The sequence below is a fragment of the Paenibacillus sp. genome, from assembly GCF_048976745.1.
In the GTDB taxonomy this organism is placed as follows: Bacteria; Bacillota; Bacilli; order Paenibacillales; family Paenibacillaceae; genus Paenibacillus.
Window position 1 is genome coordinate 51,992 of record NZ_JBHGUU010000022.1, and the last position, 17,355, is coordinate 69,346.

Annotated in this window: 20 protein-coding genes and 1 tRNA gene; 2 read left to right on the forward strand and 19 right to left on the reverse strand. The window is 43.9% G+C overall.

Annotated features, from left to right (window positions below; translation table 11 throughout):
* Positions 1-639: 639 nt before the first annotated feature.
* The 4 genes from ACE3K2_RS24320 to rpsF all read right to left on the reverse strand — a co-directional run bounded on the left by ACE3K2_RS24320 (position 640) and on the right by rpsF (position 2,615).
* Positions 640-1,233, reverse strand: coding sequence for a M15 family metallopeptidase (locus ACE3K2_RS24320; RefSeq protein WP_421896042.1), 594 nt, complete (start codon positions 1,231-1,233; stop codon positions 640-642).
* A gap of 225 nt (positions 1,234-1,458) precedes the next feature.
* A complete protein-coding gene (gene rpsR, locus ACE3K2_RS24325; protein WP_017691433.1) occupies positions 1,459-1,731 on the reverse strand; it encodes a 30S ribosomal protein S18 in 273 nt (90 codons plus the stop codon).
* Positions 1,732-1,787: 56 nt separating this feature from the next.
* Entirely contained in the window at positions 1,788-2,273 is a 486-nt protein-coding gene (gene ssb / locus ACE3K2_RS24330) for a single-stranded DNA-binding protein (protein ID WP_017691432.1), read from the reverse strand.
* A 48-nt stretch (positions 2,274-2,321) separates the two neighbouring features.
* Positions 2,322-2,615 carry a 30S ribosomal protein S6 gene (gene rpsF, locus ACE3K2_RS24335; RefSeq protein ID WP_036611944.1) on the reverse strand — a complete coding sequence of 98 codons (294 nt, stop codon included), beginning with the start codon at positions 2,613-2,615 and terminating at the stop codon, positions 2,322-2,324.
* 202 nt (positions 2,616-2,817) lie between these two features.
* Here rpsF and ACE3K2_RS24340 point away from each other — a divergent pair, with 202 nt between their 5' ends.
* Positions 2,818-3,012, forward strand: a complete 195-nt coding sequence (locus tag ACE3K2_RS24340; RefSeq protein WP_421896047.1) for a YjzC family protein — start codon at positions 2,818-2,820, stop codon at positions 3,010-3,012.
* A 446-nt stretch (positions 3,013-3,458) separates the two neighbouring features.
* Here ACE3K2_RS24340 and ACE3K2_RS24345 read toward each other — a convergent pair.
* The 4 genes from ACE3K2_RS24345 to ACE3K2_RS24360 form a co-directional block, all read right to left on the reverse strand.
* Positions 3,459-3,549 (reverse strand) — tRNA-Ser (locus tag ACE3K2_RS24345).
* Between the two features lie 103 nt (positions 3,550-3,652).
* A complete protein-coding gene (locus ACE3K2_RS24350; RefSeq protein WP_036611950.1) occupies positions 3,653-3,862 on the reverse strand; it encodes a DUF951 domain-containing protein in 210 nt (69 codons plus the stop codon).
* Positions 3,852-4,793: a mechanosensitive ion channel family protein gene (locus ACE3K2_RS24355; RefSeq protein WP_421896050.1), complete on the reverse strand. Its 942-nt coding sequence runs from the start codon at positions 4,791-4,793 to the stop codon at positions 3,852-3,854. The genes ACE3K2_RS24350 and ACE3K2_RS24355 overlap by 11 nt, the downstream gene beginning before the upstream one ends.
* Before the next feature lie 14 nt (positions 4,794-4,807).
* A complete protein-coding gene (locus tag ACE3K2_RS24360) occupies positions 4,808-5,071 on the reverse strand; it encodes a DUF3343 domain-containing protein (protein WP_017691427.1) in 264 nt (87 codons plus the stop codon).
* 117 nt (positions 5,072-5,188) lie between these two features.
* Between ACE3K2_RS24360 and yyaC the strand changes: the two genes are divergently transcribed.
* The gene (gene yyaC / locus ACE3K2_RS24365) at positions 5,189-5,794 is read left to right on the forward strand and encodes a spore protease YyaC (protein ID WP_036611957.1); all 606 of its coding nucleotides are present in this window, start codon (positions 5,189-5,191) and stop codon (positions 5,792-5,794) included.
* Here the strand turns inward: yyaC and ACE3K2_RS24370 are convergent.
* From ACE3K2_RS24370 to rnpA, 11 genes are all read right to left on the reverse strand, one after another.
* On the reverse strand, positions 5,769-6,269 hold the full coding sequence (locus tag ACE3K2_RS24370) for a DUF4446 family protein (protein ID WP_307540945.1): 501 nt from the start codon (positions 6,267-6,269) through the stop codon (positions 5,769-5,771). The genes yyaC and ACE3K2_RS24370 overlap by 26 nt on opposite strands.
* A gap of 133 nt (positions 6,270-6,402) precedes the next feature.
* Positions 6,403-7,560, reverse strand: a complete 1,158-nt coding sequence (locus ACE3K2_RS24375) for an aminotransferase class V-fold PLP-dependent enzyme (RefSeq protein WP_421896055.1) — start codon at positions 7,558-7,560, stop codon at positions 6,403-6,405.
* A gap of 161 nt (positions 7,561-7,721) precedes the next feature.
* Positions 7,722-8,567, reverse strand: a complete 846-nt coding sequence (locus tag ACE3K2_RS24380) for a ParB/RepB/Spo0J family partition protein (RefSeq protein WP_036611964.1) — start codon at positions 8,565-8,567, stop codon at positions 7,722-7,724.
* Positions 8,560-9,321: a ParA family protein gene (locus ACE3K2_RS24385; RefSeq protein ID WP_024629525.1), complete on the reverse strand. Its 762-nt coding sequence runs from the start codon at positions 9,319-9,321 to the stop codon at positions 8,560-8,562. Before ACE3K2_RS24385 ends, ACE3K2_RS24380 begins: the two co-directional genes overlap by 8 nt.
* A gap of 186 nt (positions 9,322-9,507) precedes the next feature.
* Positions 9,508-10,326, reverse strand: a complete 819-nt coding sequence (gene noc, locus ACE3K2_RS24390) for a nucleoid occlusion protein (protein WP_421896060.1) — start codon at positions 10,324-10,326, stop codon at positions 9,508-9,510.
* Between the two features lie 515 nt (positions 10,327-10,841).
* Entirely contained in the window at positions 10,842-11,564 is a 723-nt protein-coding gene (rsmG, locus tag ACE3K2_RS24395) for a 16S rRNA (guanine(527)-N(7))-methyltransferase RsmG (RefSeq protein ID WP_421896063.1), read from the reverse strand.
* Complete coding sequence (gene mnmG, locus ACE3K2_RS24400; protein WP_421896066.1) at positions 11,564-13,453, reverse strand: tRNA uridine-5-carboxymethylaminomethyl(34) synthesis enzyme MnmG; 1,890 nt, start codon at positions 13,451-13,453, stop codon at positions 11,564-11,566. The genes rsmG and mnmG overlap by 1 nt, the downstream gene beginning before the upstream one ends.
* 227 nt (positions 13,454-13,680) lie before the next feature.
* Complete coding sequence (gene mnmE, locus ACE3K2_RS24405; protein ID WP_421896069.1) at positions 13,681-15,057, reverse strand: tRNA uridine-5-carboxymethylaminomethyl(34) synthesis GTPase MnmE; 1,377 nt, start codon at positions 15,055-15,057, stop codon at positions 13,681-13,683.
* A 222-nt stretch (positions 15,058-15,279) separates the two neighbouring features.
* The gene (gene jag, locus ACE3K2_RS24410; RefSeq protein WP_421896072.1) at positions 15,280-15,981 is read right to left on the reverse strand and encodes an RNA-binding cell elongation regulator Jag/EloR; all 702 of its coding nucleotides are present in this window, start codon (positions 15,979-15,981) and stop codon (positions 15,280-15,282) included.
* A complete protein-coding gene (locus tag ACE3K2_RS24415; RefSeq protein WP_338589664.1) occupies positions 15,978-16,856 on the reverse strand; it encodes a YidC/Oxa1 family membrane protein insertase in 879 nt (292 codons plus the stop codon). Before ACE3K2_RS24415 ends, jag begins: the two co-directional genes overlap by 4 nt.
* A gap of 74 nt (positions 16,857-16,930) precedes the next feature.
* Entirely contained in the window at positions 16,931-17,281 is a 351-nt protein-coding gene (gene rnpA, locus ACE3K2_RS24420; protein ID WP_036611981.1) for a ribonuclease P protein component, read from the reverse strand.
* Positions 17,282-17,355: the final 74 nt, after the last annotated feature.

Sequence of the window (17,355 nt, forward strand, 5' to 3'; positions counted from 1 at the left end):
CGAACAATAGCTTATACAAAATACCAAATCATTAGGAGAAACAAGTTTAAGAGACTTTCATTTAGACCATTGGTCAATTAATGTTGATAATTCCTAGCGGAATTATACATCAAAATAATTAATGTAATCATACGTGTAATTTTAGCTAACGTCAATGCTTATTTTGAGATTTTTGGTATAAATGTTTTTTATACTACAGATTTGGATATTAGTAATACTTTAAAGGCATATAGCAAGGATTTTGGGAGGTATTATCATGTTTTTGGCAACGTGGTGTATATAGGGAATTACTCAATTTAACATATACATAACATATTAGTTACATCTAGTGTATGTGTATGTTTTAATTAGAGTAGATATTCCTAATGTTGCGTGAGGTAAATGTTATATTTATAGTTGTTGATTATATCACGATCTATAGCTGAAGTTTATTCATTTGGAGCCGTCATGCTTACATTTGAAATAATAAGTACGATCAAAGTAAAAAATCTAGTTATTCTAGTATAGTTTTATTTATTTGCTAATGTAAAGACCAAATTGTCATCTTTTATCATTTATTTTACAAAAGAAAGAAAAAAGCCCTGCAAAATGCAGAGCTTATCTAATATTTATTCATTTAATTGTATATATAATATCATTTTACTGAGATTCAGGAGGTCTTTTACCACGTTTTAACTCATTGATATTCAAGCCAAAATCCATCTGTAAGTGAGGATAGTCCGGAAAGTTTGCCCAGTCTCCACCCCAAGTGAAACCTAACTCTTTGGCTAGATCCACAACTTCCATCCAGTCTGCCTTGCCATTCCCGTTATCATCTCGTTCCATATCCCACACCACATCACCCTCAGGCGTTCTCAGTGCAAAATCAATAGCTAATCCATAGTTATGATATGACTCACCACCACGCGCATTAGTAACAATATTGCCTGCACTTGAGCGTCCTTGGTTAAATAGAGCATCTTGCTCCTCGGAACTTCGGTAGCCGTGGGTGATAACAATCTCTATTCCACGTCTCGCTGCCTTACGTACCAATAGTTTCTCATTCTCTGCTACCACAGGATGAAGGCCGGTGATGGGCATAGCTTCTTGGATCGTTGTTCCGGGCCACATGTTATCTATATCACCTTTTTGCTGTAACCATACATATATAATGGAAAGTAAAAGAGTAGCTATAATCCAGGTTTTCAGACTTCTCTTTTTTCTCTGTTTGCCTTTACGTTTTGATGTATTCATATCCACTCCTGGTGATTATTCTGAAATAAGCTATTCCTGCTAACTGAGCCTTTTCAGTAGATTAGACTCTATTATAATTCATTTGAGCCGTGAATGCTTCTATCACCACAGCATTGAATACTTCCATTTGTTAGAGCGGACATGTTATTTCTATTACTTCTATTGATATATACAAAAAAGCAGCCGGCTATAAGCCGACTGCTTCGTATGCAAGCTGAGTAAAAACTACTCAGTTGTGTATGGCAATAATGCGATTTGACGGGAGCGTTTGATTGCAATCGTCAGCATGCGTTGGTATTTAGCGCTAGTACCTGTTACACGGCGTGGCAAAATTTTTCCACGTTCGCTGATAAATTTACGAAGCAAGTCCGTATCTTTATAATCGATGTGAGTAATTTTGTTAGCTGTGAAGAAGCACACTTTACGACGTTTATTACGGCCGCCACGACGTGCCGGTCTTTTATCGTTGTCTCCGCCTTCTCTTTGCTTGAAGCCCATGCTTTTCAGTCCTTTCCTATCATGTAACCCATATCTCCTAAGAGTATCAGCTCATGTTAAAATGGCAAATCATCATCCGATATATCAATCGGTTTTCCGTCATCGGAAAAAGGATCCTGATTGTTGCTACGCGAATTATTGTTATTGTTCGCGCGTCCGCCGCCTCCATAAGAAGGCTCTTCACGCATTGGTTGCCCACCGCCGCCACCGCTATTATCACGGTTAGCTGACTCCAAGAAACGGACATTATCGGCAATAACTTCGGTCACGTATACACGTTTTCCTTCGTTATTCTCGTAGTTCCGTACTTGAATGCGTCCTTCGACTGCAGCCAGGCGTCCTTTGCGCAAGTAGTTTGCACAGGTCTCGGCAAGCTGTCTCCAGGTTACGACCGGAATGAAATCGGCTTCCTTTTCTCCCCCTTGGCTTGTAAACGGTCTGTCCACTGCCAAAGTAAATTGCGTAACTGCTACTCCTGCTGGAGTGTAACGCAACTCAGGATCCCGGGTTAACCGTCCGATCAGAATGACACGGTTCAACAATGTAATCCCCTCCTTCAGAGCGTATTGGTGCGTTAATCACGAGTTGTCTTAAGCAGACTTAACGTCGTTGGTAATGAGATAACGAATTACTTCGTCAGAAATCTTCATGAGACGCTCAAGTTCAGTTACAACTGCTGGTTCAGCAGTGAAATGTACCAGAACATAAAAACCATCACGGAATTTCTTGATCTCATACGCAAGACGGCGTTTACCCATAACGTCGTGAGCTGTAACTTCACCACCGCCGTTGGAGATGATGCCTTGGAATTTATCGACTGTAGCTTGAACAACTTCTTGCTCAATGTCAGGACGAATAATGTACATCACTTCATATTTGCGCATAATTTTCACCTCCTTATGGACTCTGGCCCTCAATCCAGGTTGAGAGCAAGGAACGAGCACAAACTCGAACTATATTAATATAACAAATACCGAGTCAAAGTGCAAGCAAACGTTCCCTGTACATATTGGCACATGATCAGACCGGCTATGGAGCACACTACAGAAGCAACAAAGTAACATAATCTGCAGAGGAGGTTTTATCATGGGTGAAAAAACCGAGTTTGAACCAGGAGACAAAGCACCAAACGATGGAGAGTATACGGAAGTTGGGGAAAAAAGCTTTGTTACGGAAATTCAGAACCCCAAGCGGGTAACACTGCAAAAAGGTGAATCTTTCCCCGAAACAAGCAATCATAATCGCAAGTGGAAGAAGCTGACCAAAGCCCGCGTTCATTGACCGCAATTTTTTTTTAAGATCCATGTATATAAGACGGAATAAAGCACATAATACAATTAGGCGGTGCACGAGAGAGGTGTGGTTCCGTTGGACAACGAAGCCGTTCATTCGCTGTTGGAGATTCATCACGTAATTTAAGAAGCAAATGGTTATGTGTAGTAAGGCCCTTCGTCTGAAGCACGCGTATTGCTACGTGCAGTACACCAGGTTTCTGATTGTTACGACCGATTGTTTCCTAACAAACAAATGCACCGCCGGATAAAGAGCCCTTCGGGGCTCTTTATTTTTCGTTTTAGTCATGAATAATGCAGCTGATATTTATACGAGTTAAGTTCAATACATATTTATTTGATATAACGTTATACAAAAAAGACTTTCCTAATGGAAAGTCTTCTTTTCAATCCTTTTATTAAACTCAATGTGTATTGAGTAAGTTACAATTGAAGTGGCGGAAAGGGTGGGATTCGAACCCACGCACGCTGTGACACGCCTAACTGATTTCGAGTCAGCCCCCTTGGGCCTCTTGGGTACCTTTCCGCAGCAATATTGATTATAGCATGATCATTTACAGAACGCAATACTCCTTCGGAGCCTGCATGTAAACGTTATTACGCGTACTGCATCCCGAATCACTTCAAGATCATGATTCAGTGGAATCTTCGGCTGAACGCAATACTTTCTTCATGTTTTTCTCGAATTTTGCTCTAGGAATCAACACGCTATGCTTACATCCGACACACTTGATCCGAATATCCATACCCATTCGAATGATCTCCATCTCATTGCTGCCACAGGGATGCTGCTTCTTCATCTGCACGATATCCCCAAGCTGGAAACTTTTACGCTCCACCTGTGCCATCCCCCTCATCTTTCTCCAAAGCTGCTGCCTGTTCCAATGCTGCTTGATGACTCATCTCATGATATTCCAACGTTTTTTTCACATCGCCTTGAATTTGACGTTCCACAGAGGCACGAGAGTTAGGCATACATTCAGCTACAATCCGCACCACATACTCTGATGTAGACATCGACTGTATACCAAGCACATCCGGCACCTTCACAATATTGAGGTCACGCTCTTCAATCCCGACCAAAGACTTCTTCACCAGATGTACCGACTCATCGAGACTAAAGTCCGCCTTCATCGGAATATCTACCACAGCCAGTGAATTCGACATGGAGTAATTCGTTACACTAGCAATCGTCCCGTTCGGGATAATATGCACCTCACCTTGCCAGCTGACCAGTTTGGTTGTTCTAAGTCCGATCACCTCAACCGTTCCCTTGTAGGTTCCCGTCTGAATAACATCCCCCACAGCGAACTGGTCCTCCAATATAATGAAGAAACCCGTAATCACATCCTTAACCAGCCCCTGTGCACCAAAACCAATGGCAAGCCCAAGCACACCGGCACTCGCGAGGAGAGGTCCAACTTGGATGTTGATCTCAGATAACAGTAGCAGAATCATAATGAAATTACATGTTATGGAGGTCGCATTTTTTAGAAGTTCCCCTACAGTTACGAATCTGCGCGGATTCACGCGAATCTTGCCTTCCTGCTTGCGTTCCATGGAACGATCTATAATTCGGTATACCACCTTAATGACAATGCGGGTGATGATAAAAATAATGATGATCCGAATTGAGCTGAACATAATGTTAAGCCACATATCGGGATCTGCAATTTTGTTCCACACTTTGTCTGTCCAACGCAGGGCTTCACCAACGGCGGTTGCGGTACCACTAGTTATATTCCCTTGAGCAAATTGAAATGGCAACATCCATCATGCCTCCTCTACATCGGTATGTTATCATAGCTGTCTTCTGTTTTGAAATAGAGGCCTCGGATCTCTACGAACTCGTTACGAATGATCTTTTGTACTCGCTCCAGATCCTCTTTTGGAAACTGGATACATAGCGCACACCCTGCTGTAATTTCTTTTGGCGTAGGGAACAAGTCGATTTCTATTTCAGCAAACTCCAGCAGCATTTCAGCACGCAGTGCCTGCTGGGTTGAATCAAACGCAATCAGCATCCAATCGTTAATCCATTCGTCCATATCCGGCTCCTTTCACCATATGTCCAACCTTTGAGAAAAAGCTTGTCCTCGTGAAGTATAAAACGCTCTACCTTTCCATATACTGTTACTACTATTCCAAGGGAAAGGATAGATCCTATGAATCCTACTTCGCGTTCCTTTTCATCACAAGACATGACCAGTTTGAAAATCCCCCATACTGATCCAGGCATTCACTCCGCCATTACCCATCGTTTAATGTTCCACCTCTATAAAGCCCATTCTCTGCAAAATGTAGTGATCGTCTGCATCGGCACAGATCGCTCAACAGGTGACTGCCTTGGTCCTCTGGTCGGATCAGCCCTTTCCAAGTGGGACAGCCCTTTATTCCATCTATATGGTACCTTGGATGAACCCGTCCATGCGATGAACCTGCAGGATACACTTCACAACATACAGAAAACACACCATAACCCTTATGTGATTGGCATTGATGCCTGTCTTGGACAATCATCCAGTGTAGGATGCATTCAAGTCGTCAATGGTCCACTCAAACCCGGTGCGGGAGTAAATAAAGAATTACCGCCGGTCGGCGATATCCATCTGACAGGTATCGTTAACGTCGGCGGCTTTATGGAATACTTTGTTCTACAGAACACACGGCTCAGTCTCGTTATGCGCATGTCCGAGATTATATCCAGCAGTCTGTACTCGGCCATCCGGGAATGGCATACACGTTCTACTCTGCTTGCTGTGCCAGAGTAATAGCTTCCTTTTCCTCTGGGGACAGAGTGTAGGTGGACTCTCCCCCTTTAAGAGGTTTGGCATATACGTAAGAACCGTCCCGGTTATAGATCCCCGTAAGGATCATGCCATCCTGGCTGTCGTTAATCATAGCCATGGAGAAGCTCAGATCACTGCCTCGCTCTCCATAAGCATTGTATCTCTTCACACCAACTTTACCTTGAATGCGGGTCAGCTTTTGCATGACAACTTGCAGCTGATTCGTTTGCAGTTTGTGTTCATCCTCAATGCTGTCCATCTGAATTTTCAGATTAATCAGCAACGATTCCAGGTCCTCTACTCCACTGCCAGCCATCATGGCTTCATATTTACGTTTAAACTTTCGTAACTTTGCCCCTTGAGCAATACTCACAATCAGCAAGATAACCGTAAGTAATGCCATTCCGCCAATAATCCATAACAGCTGTTCCAGAATCAGCTCGTTTAATTCAGCCATGTAAGTGCAACTACCCCTCTATATTTTTGATCAGATTACGTCTGTCTGTAATATTACCATTTATTATTAATCAACCCGATATCCATAAGCTTAATCAAGCCGTTCTGTAACAGATGAGTGCATCATTTCAACTCTAATTGGTCTGGCCCGTCAATTCCAACATTGCCTTGACGAGTGCATCCACATGGTCTCGAGTTGAATTGTATCCCACACTTGCCCTTACTGCTCCGGTAGCGGTTGTACCTGCAGATTCGTGTGCAAGCGGTGTGCAATGAAAGCCGGAGCGAACCGCAATCCCATAATTCCGATCTAATCGGAATGCGAGTTGTGCTGAATCATACCCATCTACAGTAAATGATACTAATCCGGTACGTGGCTGTCCAATCTCTGGACCAAGCATTCGTATCCCCTTAACGGATGACAACCCATCCATCATATGTTGAGTTAGTTCCCACTCATGTTGGTAGATGGACGCTGGTGTCAGATCAAGTACATACTTCACACCCGCATTCAGCCCAGCAATCCCGACTGTATTCGGCGTCCCCGCTTCATACCGATCAGGACGCACCTTTGGCTGCTCCAGCGCTTCTGACTGACTTCCTGTTCCCCCGTGGAGTAAAGGCTCTATATCGAGCTCAGGAGCAATGTACAAGCCCCCTGTACCCTGAGGACCAAGCAGTCCTTTATGCCCTGGAAAAGCCAACATATCTATGCCCAATTGTTGTACATTCACAGGCATAACCCCAGCACTCTGAGCTGCATCTACCAACAAGATCGCCCGTTGTTTACGACACAGGAGCGAAATTTCTCCAATAGGAAGAATACTGCCAAGTAAATTGGAACTATGTGTACATACCACCAATCTCGTATTGGAACGAAACATACGTTCCATTTGCAACAGATCAATGGCTCCCGCAGTATTAACAGGTACATAATCAATCTCCACATTTCGCAATCTGCGCATGTACTCCAGTGGGCGTCTAACTGAATTATGTTCAGCCATGGTAGCAATCACATGGTCGCCTTCCTTGAGCGAACCTTGAATAGCCAAATTCAGTGCTTCTGTCGTATTTGACCCGAAGGCAACATCATTCGCATTATTAATACCAAACATATTGGATATCGATTTTCTCGCCTCGAACAGTATACGACTTGCCTGAACAGCCATTCTGTGGCTTCCTCTGCCAGGATTAGCCCCTGCAATCTCCATGGCATTTAGCATCGCATCACCGACAGCAGGTGGTTTGGGCCAAGATGTTGCTGCATGATCCAGATAGATAATTCTCTCCACCTCATAACCACCTCTGTCCCATAAATTAATAATTCTCCCATACGTACTATACATATGACCCTATAAACAAAGAATGACATATCGTTTCTCCATGGTACAGAGGCGATATGTCATGACATGAGTAAGCCCCGCATGTTGTTAATGAATCTTAGACCCGACTATTATTGTAACAATTCCAATAGTCGTTCCAGATCCTGTTGACTGTAGTAGTTGAGCTCAATTTTACCTTTATCTTTATTGTGCTTAATTTTCACTGTTGTTTTGAAACGTTCACGTAGAGATTCTTCCAACGTATCAATGAATGGATCTTTCTTTTTTAACTTTGATTTGGCTTTAGCCTCACCTGTTTTGGAACGATCCAGTTGTTGAACAGCTTCCTCCAACTCACGTACACTCCATTGCTGATCAATGGTTTGTTTGGCCAGTTGCTTCACTATAACCTCGTCTTTAACACCCACGATGGCACGTGCATGTCCCATAGATAATGTTCCACGTGAAACATGGTCTTTTACTTCTTCGGGCAATGATAACAGACGCAAGAAGTTAGCAATATGAGAACGTGATTTACCTACTTTTACAGACAACTCTTCCTGAGTCAACGCGAATTGATCCATTAACCCCTGATAAGCAACTGCAACTTCCATGGCATTCAGATTCTCCCGTTGCAGGTTCTCAATCAACGCAATCTCCATTACCTGCTGATCACTGAAATTACGGACTACAGCTGGTACGGTGGCATTACCACAATATTGCGAAGCTCTGAACCGTCGTTCTCCGGCAATAATCTCATAACCTCGTAACACAGGACGAACAATAATGGGTTGTATGACACCATGCTGACGAATGGACTCAGCCAGTTCATGTATTGCGCCCTCATCAAATACTTTACGTGGTTGATAGGGGTTAGCCCGCAGTTGACTAATCGGGATTTCTACGACTTTATCATCGTCATTAATTGAAAGCGAAGGAATGAGGGCATCAAGACCTTTTCCAAGCCGCTTACTCATAAGAAATCACTTCCTTTGCGAGCTCTAAATACACTTCCGCCCCTCTTGAACGAGGGTCATACGTGATAATGGATTGACCATGAGATGGTGCTTCACTAAGCCGTACGTTGCGCGGAATAATCGTTTGATATACTTTTTGTTGAAAATACTTTTTCACTTCTTCAATAACCTGTATCCCCAGATTGGTTCGTGCATCAAACATCGTCAGCAATACCCCTTCAATCTGCAAGGATGTATTCAGATGTTTTTGTACCAGACGAACCGTATTAAGCAACTGGCTTAATCCTTCAAGTGCATAATACTCACACTGAATCGGAATGATCACCGAATCGGAAGCAGTCAACGAATTGATCGTTAACATACCAAGGGATGGTGGACAATCGATCAGTATGTAATCATAGTTTTTTTTCACCATGGCGAGTGATTTTTTCAGGCGAACTTCCCGTGATATTGTGGACACCAATTCGATCTCGGCTCCCGCAAGCTGAATCGTTGCAGGTATGATATGAAGGCCTTCAATCTGAGTCTCCACAATCGCTTCTTGAGGAGGAACCTCATTAATAATGACATCATATATACAATTAGCCACATCTGCTTTATTGATTCCAACTCCGCTGGTTGTATTCCCCTGAGGGTCAATATCGACAAGCAATACTCTTTTCCCGAGTGAAGCCAGTCCTGCACCCAAGTTAACAGATGTCGTCGTTTTCCCCACACCGCCCTTTTGATTTGCTACGGCCATAATCTTAGACAATTACTTCACCTCAAATAAAATAGGAGTCTTTTCTTGTAGGTTGTGAGATATTGTTAACAAAAAGCAGGCGGCTATCGTCCACACAAACAACAACTACCGTTCCATTCATATACCGTTCTTTAAAAATGCCAGACCTAGCTTGCTTTATAGACATAAAAAGCGGCCCATTGCCGCCATAAGCTTCAATTATTTACGTTTTGGAATATGGATAACGATCTCATAATGATCCTCATGGTCTGCTTCTTTTGTTTTGATGTCCAGACCAGAGCCAGTTACCATATCAATGGATTGGCGAATCGTATTAAGTGCAAGTCTTACGTCCTTGGTAAAGGAAACCCGTTTGGATTTTTTGATCTTGGAAGATTCCTTGTAGAAGGCAACACGTGCCTCTGTCTGTTTCACGTTTAATTCTTTTTCGATAATCTCACTGAGCAACTTCATCTGCAGTTCTTCCGTGTCGAGAGAAAGTAATGCTCTTGCATGGCGTTCAGTAATTTTACGTTCCATCAATGCAGCCTTAATGCCATCCGGAAGCTGTAACAATCTGATTTTGTTGGCGATGGTTGACTGGCTTTTGCCGAGTCGTTGTGCAAGACTTTCTTGTGTCAGTTGATGCAAGTCGATCAGCTTCTGATAAGCGACGGCTTCTTCAATTGAAGTCAATCCTTCACGCTGCAGGTTCTCAATCAGTGCAATGGATGCGGCCTGAGAATCGTTGAATTCACGTACAATAGCCGGAATCGTATCCAAACCCAGTTTTCGAACTGCACGCCAGCGACGTTCCCCGGCAATAATCTCATATGATCCATTTCGCACGCGAACGACAATAGGCTGAATTACGCCATGTGTTTTGATCGTCTGCAACAACTCATCAATTTTATCATCATCAAAAATAGTACGGGGTTGATATGGGCTGCTCACAATTTCATTAACCGGAATCTGTTTGATCTCATCTCCGTTATTGCGCTCCGCCAAACCAAACAACTTCGAAAATTGTTCTTTCATTCCGCAGATTACCACCTAGTTTCGTAATAGCTCCCACAGTATTTGCAGGTGCTTCTTATTCAATAATCGACCCTTGACATGCATCGTTCTTGGAATAAGTTTTGCCTTTTATAACGCTTTCTGTCATGCAACATTAAACGCATATCCATCTATCTATACATATAATCTATGATCGCTGTGACCCAGGATCGGATACTTCTATTCTATCATCTTTTCTATCATAATCCTATGCTTACCTATTCTTTAAACTCTGCTAATTTTCCTGCTTTTTCTTTGTGAATATTGGAAATATGACGACTTGTACACATTCAATTAATGAAATTGTCCATGAGCTACTGTGCATGAAATTCACCATTATAGGTTCTTTAAAGAGTTATATAATACGGAGTACCTATGATGTTAACCCAGCCCTCCCTTTCAGAAAACAAAAAAAGAAGATGTTTCACGTGAAACATCTTCTTATCCGTGTCTACATTCTATTTAGTTAGGACTGACTACACACAGCGATCACGCACTTATACCAGTGGAGTCTTCATCGGAGTGCCTGGTTTACGTGGATACTTATATGGTGTCTTATCAAATTTCTGAATCAGGATGATATGACGCTCTGATTCTTCAACCGGCAACTGAAATGGATGAACGGCTTTAACCCGTCCTTTCAGCTGATTGAAGCTGAACTCCGCTTCCTTCATTTCCTCACGTGGGTCTCCACCCTTCATCGCAGCGAATATTCCACTTTTACGAACAAAAGGAAGACAGAATTCATTCAGCACAGCCAGCTTGGCTACTGCACGCGCCGTAACGAGATCGTAGCTGTCACGATACCCTTCTTTACGTCCAATCTCTTCAGCACGTCCATGGACCAACTCGACATCTGTCAGACCAAGAATATCTACCACATGCTGTAGAAAGCCAATCCGTTTATTCAATGAATCAATGATCGTAAGCTTAATGTGCGGGAAACAGATTTTCAGTGGCAATCCAGGAAAACCTGCTCCAGAACCAATGTCAGCCAGCTTATTCACTTTAGTCATGTCTGTATAAAAAGCCAGGGATACCGAATCATAGAAATGCTTGGTATACACTTGCTCCCGATCCGTAATTCCGGTCAGATTCATCTTTTCATTCCAGGATACCAGTTCCTGATAATACAGCTCGAATTGCTCCAACTGGAGTTCTCCCAGTTCTAACCCATGTTCCTTCAAGCGCAGCTGAAGCTGCCGTTGAATATCGTCCATTATTGTCCCCTTGCTGCGGTTACACGGTTATAATGCTCCAGGTAGACCAGCAGAATGGAGATGTCGGCAGGAGTAACTCCAGCAATACGAGAAGCCTGACCAATCGAGATTGGACGAATCGTAGCGAGCTTCTGTTTGGCTTCCATAGCAAGGCCATGAATCTCATCATATACGATGGTGTCCGGAATTTTCTTTTTCTCCATCTTTTGCAAACGTTCCACGTGGATCAATTGTTTCTCAATATAACCCGCATATTTAATTTGTATTTCAACTTGTTCTTTCATATCTGCTGTCAGTTCTACCTCAGATGGTGAGATCTGTTCAATCAGTTCATACCCCAGCTCTGGGCGACGAAGCAAGGTAAGCAATGTACTTCCATCCTGAATAGGTGTAGATCCGTACTCTTCAAGCTTCGCGTTCACTTCAACCGGGCGAGCTTTAGCCACTTTCAGACGCGCAACTTCCTGCTCAACTTTTGCCTTTTTATCCAGGAATTTCGCATAACGATCTTCAGGGATCAGGCCAATGTCATGTCCGATTTCCGTCAAGCGCATATCTGCATTATCATGACGAAGCAACAGACGATATTCAGCGCGTGAAGTCAACAGACGATACGGTTCATTTGTACCCTTTGTCACTAGATCATCAATCAGCACGCCAATATAACCTTGGGAACGATCAAGCACAATTGGCTCTTTATTTTGTACTTTGCGTGCTGCGTTAATGCCGGCCATAACGCCTTGTCCAGCGGCTTCTTCATAACCGGAAGTACCATTAATCTGACCTGCTGTGAACAGACCTGGCAGACGTTTGGTTTCAAGTGATGGCCACAATTGTGTAGGTACCATCGCATCGTATTCAATCGCATAACCGTTACGCATCATTTCCACTTTTTCCATACCTGGAATGGAGCGCAGAACCGCAAGTTGAACATCTTCTGGCAGACTTGTAGATAGTCCCTGCACATAATACTCGGATGTATTTTTGCCTTCCGGCTCGAGGAAAATCTGATGTTTCGGTTTGTCGCTAAACCGAACAATTTTATCTTCAATGGATGGACAATAACGCGGTCCAGTCCCTTCAATTACACCCGAAAACATCGGTGCACGATGCAGATTATCATTAATAATCTGATGTGTTTCCACAGAGGTATACGTCAACCAGCAAGGCAACTGCTCATTATCAGAAGATTCTGTTTCATAGGAAAAGAACTTCGGCTCATCATCGCCAGGCTGAATTTCGGTTTTGCTAAAATCAATTGTATCCTTGTGCACACGTGGTGGTGTACCTGTTTTGAAACGAACCAGATCAAAGCCCAGTTCACGCAGATGCTCTGACAATTTAAGAGATGGTTGTTGATTGTTCGGTCCACTCTCATACATCAACTCACCCATGATCACTTTACCGCGCAAGTATGTGCCTGTTGTCAGAACAACCGCTTTGGCCCGATACTCGGTTCCGGTCTGAGTCACCACTCCTACACATTTTCCGTCTTCAACGATCAGGCGATCAACCATACCCTGACGCATCGTTAAATTACGTTCATTCTCCATCGTTTCCTTCATTTTGTGCTGATAGGAGAATTTATCTGCCTGAGCACGAAGCGCGTGAACAGCAGGTCCTTTACCTGTGTTAAGCATACGCATCTGAATAAAGGTTTTATCAATATTTCGTCCCATTTCTCCACCAAGAGCATCAATCTCACGAACAACATGTCCTTTGGCCGGTCCCCCAATAGATGGGTTACAAGGCATAAAGGCCACCATATCCAGATTGATCGTAATCATCAGTGTTTTGGACCCCATACGGGCTGCGGCCAGCGCGGATTCCACACCAGCATGTCCTGCACCAACGACGATTACATCATAACTGCCGCCATCAAAAGCCATCCCTGTTTACCTCCTTATTCCGCTGCATTTGGTGTAACCTACACAGGCGGATCATGTACTACAATCATGAAAACAAAATACTTCCAACCGTTCATCGGAACTTTCATTCCTATCTATATAAAACCAACACGTAATGGCTACAATATCATTCCATCCTTTGACAACAGGCAGAAATTGTACCTCTCCATCATACACTACGATTTAAGTCAATCGGCAGTATATTATTTTTACTTTCCTAGACAGAACTGGGAGAAAATCTGATCAATTAATGCATCATGCGCTGTATCTCCAACAATCTCGCCTAAATGCTCCCACGCCAAACGAACATCAATCTGAATCATATCGATTGGAATGAACTGCTCTGCTGCTTCATAGGCATCCACCAGGGACTGCTTTGCTTTTTTGAGCAACGCAATATGACGCACATTACTGACATAGGTCAGGTCTGCGGACTCCAGTTTACCACTGAAGAATAGCGTAGAGATCGCTTCTTCCAGTCGATCCACACCCAAATCATCTTTCACTGACATCGGTACAAGCCGTTCTTCCGGGATGTATCGAAGCAGCACGTCACGTTCTACCTGTGGCGTTAAGTCCATTTTATTCATAATGATTATCGATTGTCTACCGCGGATTTGTTCCAATAATTCAATCTCATCCGGATGCAGTGGCTCCGCAGCATTCACAACCATCAAGATCAGATCAGCTTCACTTACCGCAGAACGGGAACGTTCTACCCCGATCTTCTCCACAACGTCCATCGTTTCCCGAATTCCTGCCGTATCAAGCAACTTTAACGGGATATTATTAATCGTAATAAACTCTTCAATTACATCACGAGTTGTTCCTGGAATGTCGGTGACGATAGCTCGATTGTCTTGCGCAAGTGTATTCATCAATGAAGATTTACCTACGTTAGGCCGTCCAACGATCGCCGTCGTGATGCCTTCTCGCAGGATCTTTCCTTGTTCTGCTGTAGTCAACAATTTATCAATTTCAGTCATAACCTGACTGGACTTTTCTTTAATAAAATCAGATGTTAACGACTCCACATCATGCTCTGGATAATCGATATTTACTTCAATATGAGCCAATGTTTCCACCAGAGTATATCGTAGATCACGCAGTTTGGAGGAAAGTTTGCCTTCAACCTGTTTTAATGCAACCGAGAAAGCCCGGTCCGATTTGGAACGAATAAGATCCATGACCCCTTCAGCCTGAGACAGGTCAATCCGTCCATTAAGGAAAGCACGCTTCGTGAACTCACCAGGTTCAGCCAGACGAATATCGAGCTGCAATAGCAGGTCCATGACCCGTTTTACGGACACCACACCGCCATGGGCACTGATCTCCACGACATCTTCTGTTGTGAACGATCGAGGTGCGCGCATGACTGTTACCAGCACTTCCTCGATCTTCTCGCCGCTCGCCGGATCTATGATATGACCATAATGAACCGTATGGGATGCTGCCTGAGTTAAAGGGGTTTTACTGCGGAAAATCTTTTCCGTCTCCGACACTGCTTCCGGGCCGCTGACCCGGATCACGGCAATCCCCGCCTCTCCGACAGCCGTTGATATCGCTGTGATCGTATCACTGATCATGGTTATCTCTCCTTGCTCTATTTTAAAATTGCCGTCCCTGGGGGGACGCCATATCCATTTTCAAATCTATTAATGATATAACATATGACATGCCACTAATCGTATTAAGTTCACTCTTTACTCGCTCTTCACTTGCTGTATGCAGCTTACCAAATTGCTTCTGTACGAAAAAAGCAATGGCTTCTGCACCGGGCAGGAAGCCATTGCGTCTTCAATTTCGTGTTATTTCGTCGTAATGACCACACGCCGATTAGGCTCTTCACCCTTACTTAACGTCTTAATCTGCGGGTGGTTTTGCAGTTTTGCATGAATGACTTTTCGTTCGAGCGGAGGCATGGGCTCCAGTACAACTTCCTTGCCAGTACGGATTGCTTGTCCGGCCAACCGTTCAGCCAGATCCTCCAGCGTTTTCCGCCGACGTTGACGGAAATTCTCCGCGTCGAGCACAATTCGAACGAAGCTTTCCGAATATCGGTTCGCTACAATGTTCGTTAGATACTGAAGCGCATCCAGCGTCTGTCCACGTCTGCCAATAATCATGCCCAGATCTTCGCCGGCAATATTGAAGATATGTCCATCCCGTTGTTTTTTGATATGCACTTCAACATCCAGTCCCATACCTGCTGCGACCTCTTTCAAGAAAGCAGCCGCTTCTTCATAGGGATTTTTAGCTGCGACATCCTCAAGTAATACATCTACTTCAGTTTTGTATGCAGCTGGCTTGATCGGCTGTGGAACAACTTCCGGTGCAGGCAATAATTTTACTTCAACTTTGGCCGCCCTCACCCCGAACAAACCCAGGAATCCTTTTGACGGCTGCTCTAACACTTGTATCTCGACCTTGTCCCGACTTACGCCAAGCTCGGTCAATCCTTGGTTTACAGCATCTTCAACGGTTTTTCCTGACGTAATGACTTTGGTCATTTCGATTTTTTGGCCCCTTTCGACCCTTTTCCAGAGACGGTCGCTTTGCCACCGTTTTTGCGTTTAGCTCCATTTTTGGAAGAGCTATTCTGCTTCACGTTGACCTCAGCCACGATTTTATCATTATTCCGGTAAAGGAAATAGTTTTGCACGATCGTGTAGATGTTACTGTAGAACCAGTACAGCGGAAGTGCTGACGGGAACTGATAGGACATCACGAAGATCAAGATAGGATAAACCCATAACATGAACTGCATTGGTCCCACTTGCTGTGCAGGGTTCATACGCATCATCATCCATGTTTGAATGAATGTAGTGATCGCAGCCAGCACTGGCAAAATAAACAGGTGATCCGGTTCCCCGAGCTGGAGCCACAAGAAATCATGTGTTCTCAGACTGGAGTTTCCGTAAATTGAGTTATAAAGTGCGATGTAAATCGGCATCTGAATGATAAGCGGCAGACAACCCGCCATCGGATTAACTTTATTCTCCTGAAACAACTTCATTGTTTCTTGCTGAACTTTCTCAGGTGTATCTTTAAACTTGGCTTGAATCTCCTTCAGCTGCGGCTGAATTGCCTGCATAGCTTTGGAGCTACGGACTTGTTTCATTGTTAATGGTAGAATCAATGTCCGTACAATAAGCACCATCACGAGGACGGCCAGTCCATATTCACCGTTAAACCAGTTGGCGAATGTATCCAGCGCCAGTGAGAACCAGTACACAACATTGCTTTGCCAGAATGAGCCACTATTCTTCAGATCTTCCGTAGTAACCCCGGCTCCTTGTGGAGTACATCCGGCGAGTACAGTGACCATTGCAATGACTGCAATGAGGAGAATCCACTTCCCCTTTGATGTCTTCAATCGCGACACTTCATAACCCCTCTCTTAACCATTCCATTCCACCGTAAATCATACCATAATTAGGAGGACAAATAAACCGAAGCTTACCGCTTGCTCGACTTCAAAAGAGAGCCCTTTCGCATCGCATGTAGCAGGCTTTTTTCCATTTCCTTATATGGCATGTCCAGTGCACCTTTTCTGACAATAAAAATCAGATCCATCTGCGTGACGATCTCATGCTCATGATGACGAACAATTTCCTTGATCATGCGTCTCATCCGGTTGCGTACGACAGCGTTTCCGATTTTCTTGCTGCATGATACGCCGACTCGAAATTGTTCGGTATCTTTACGGCGACAGCCATACACCACGAATTGATGATTGGCAAACGATTTCCCATACCGGTATACGCGGCTAAAGTCCGCCCGGTTTCGTAGACGCAGTCTTTTATACACGGCGCTTCTCCTTGCTGTTCTCCACCAATGTTATTGACGGAGGCCTCATTACTGATTTAGTATAGGCTTTCTTG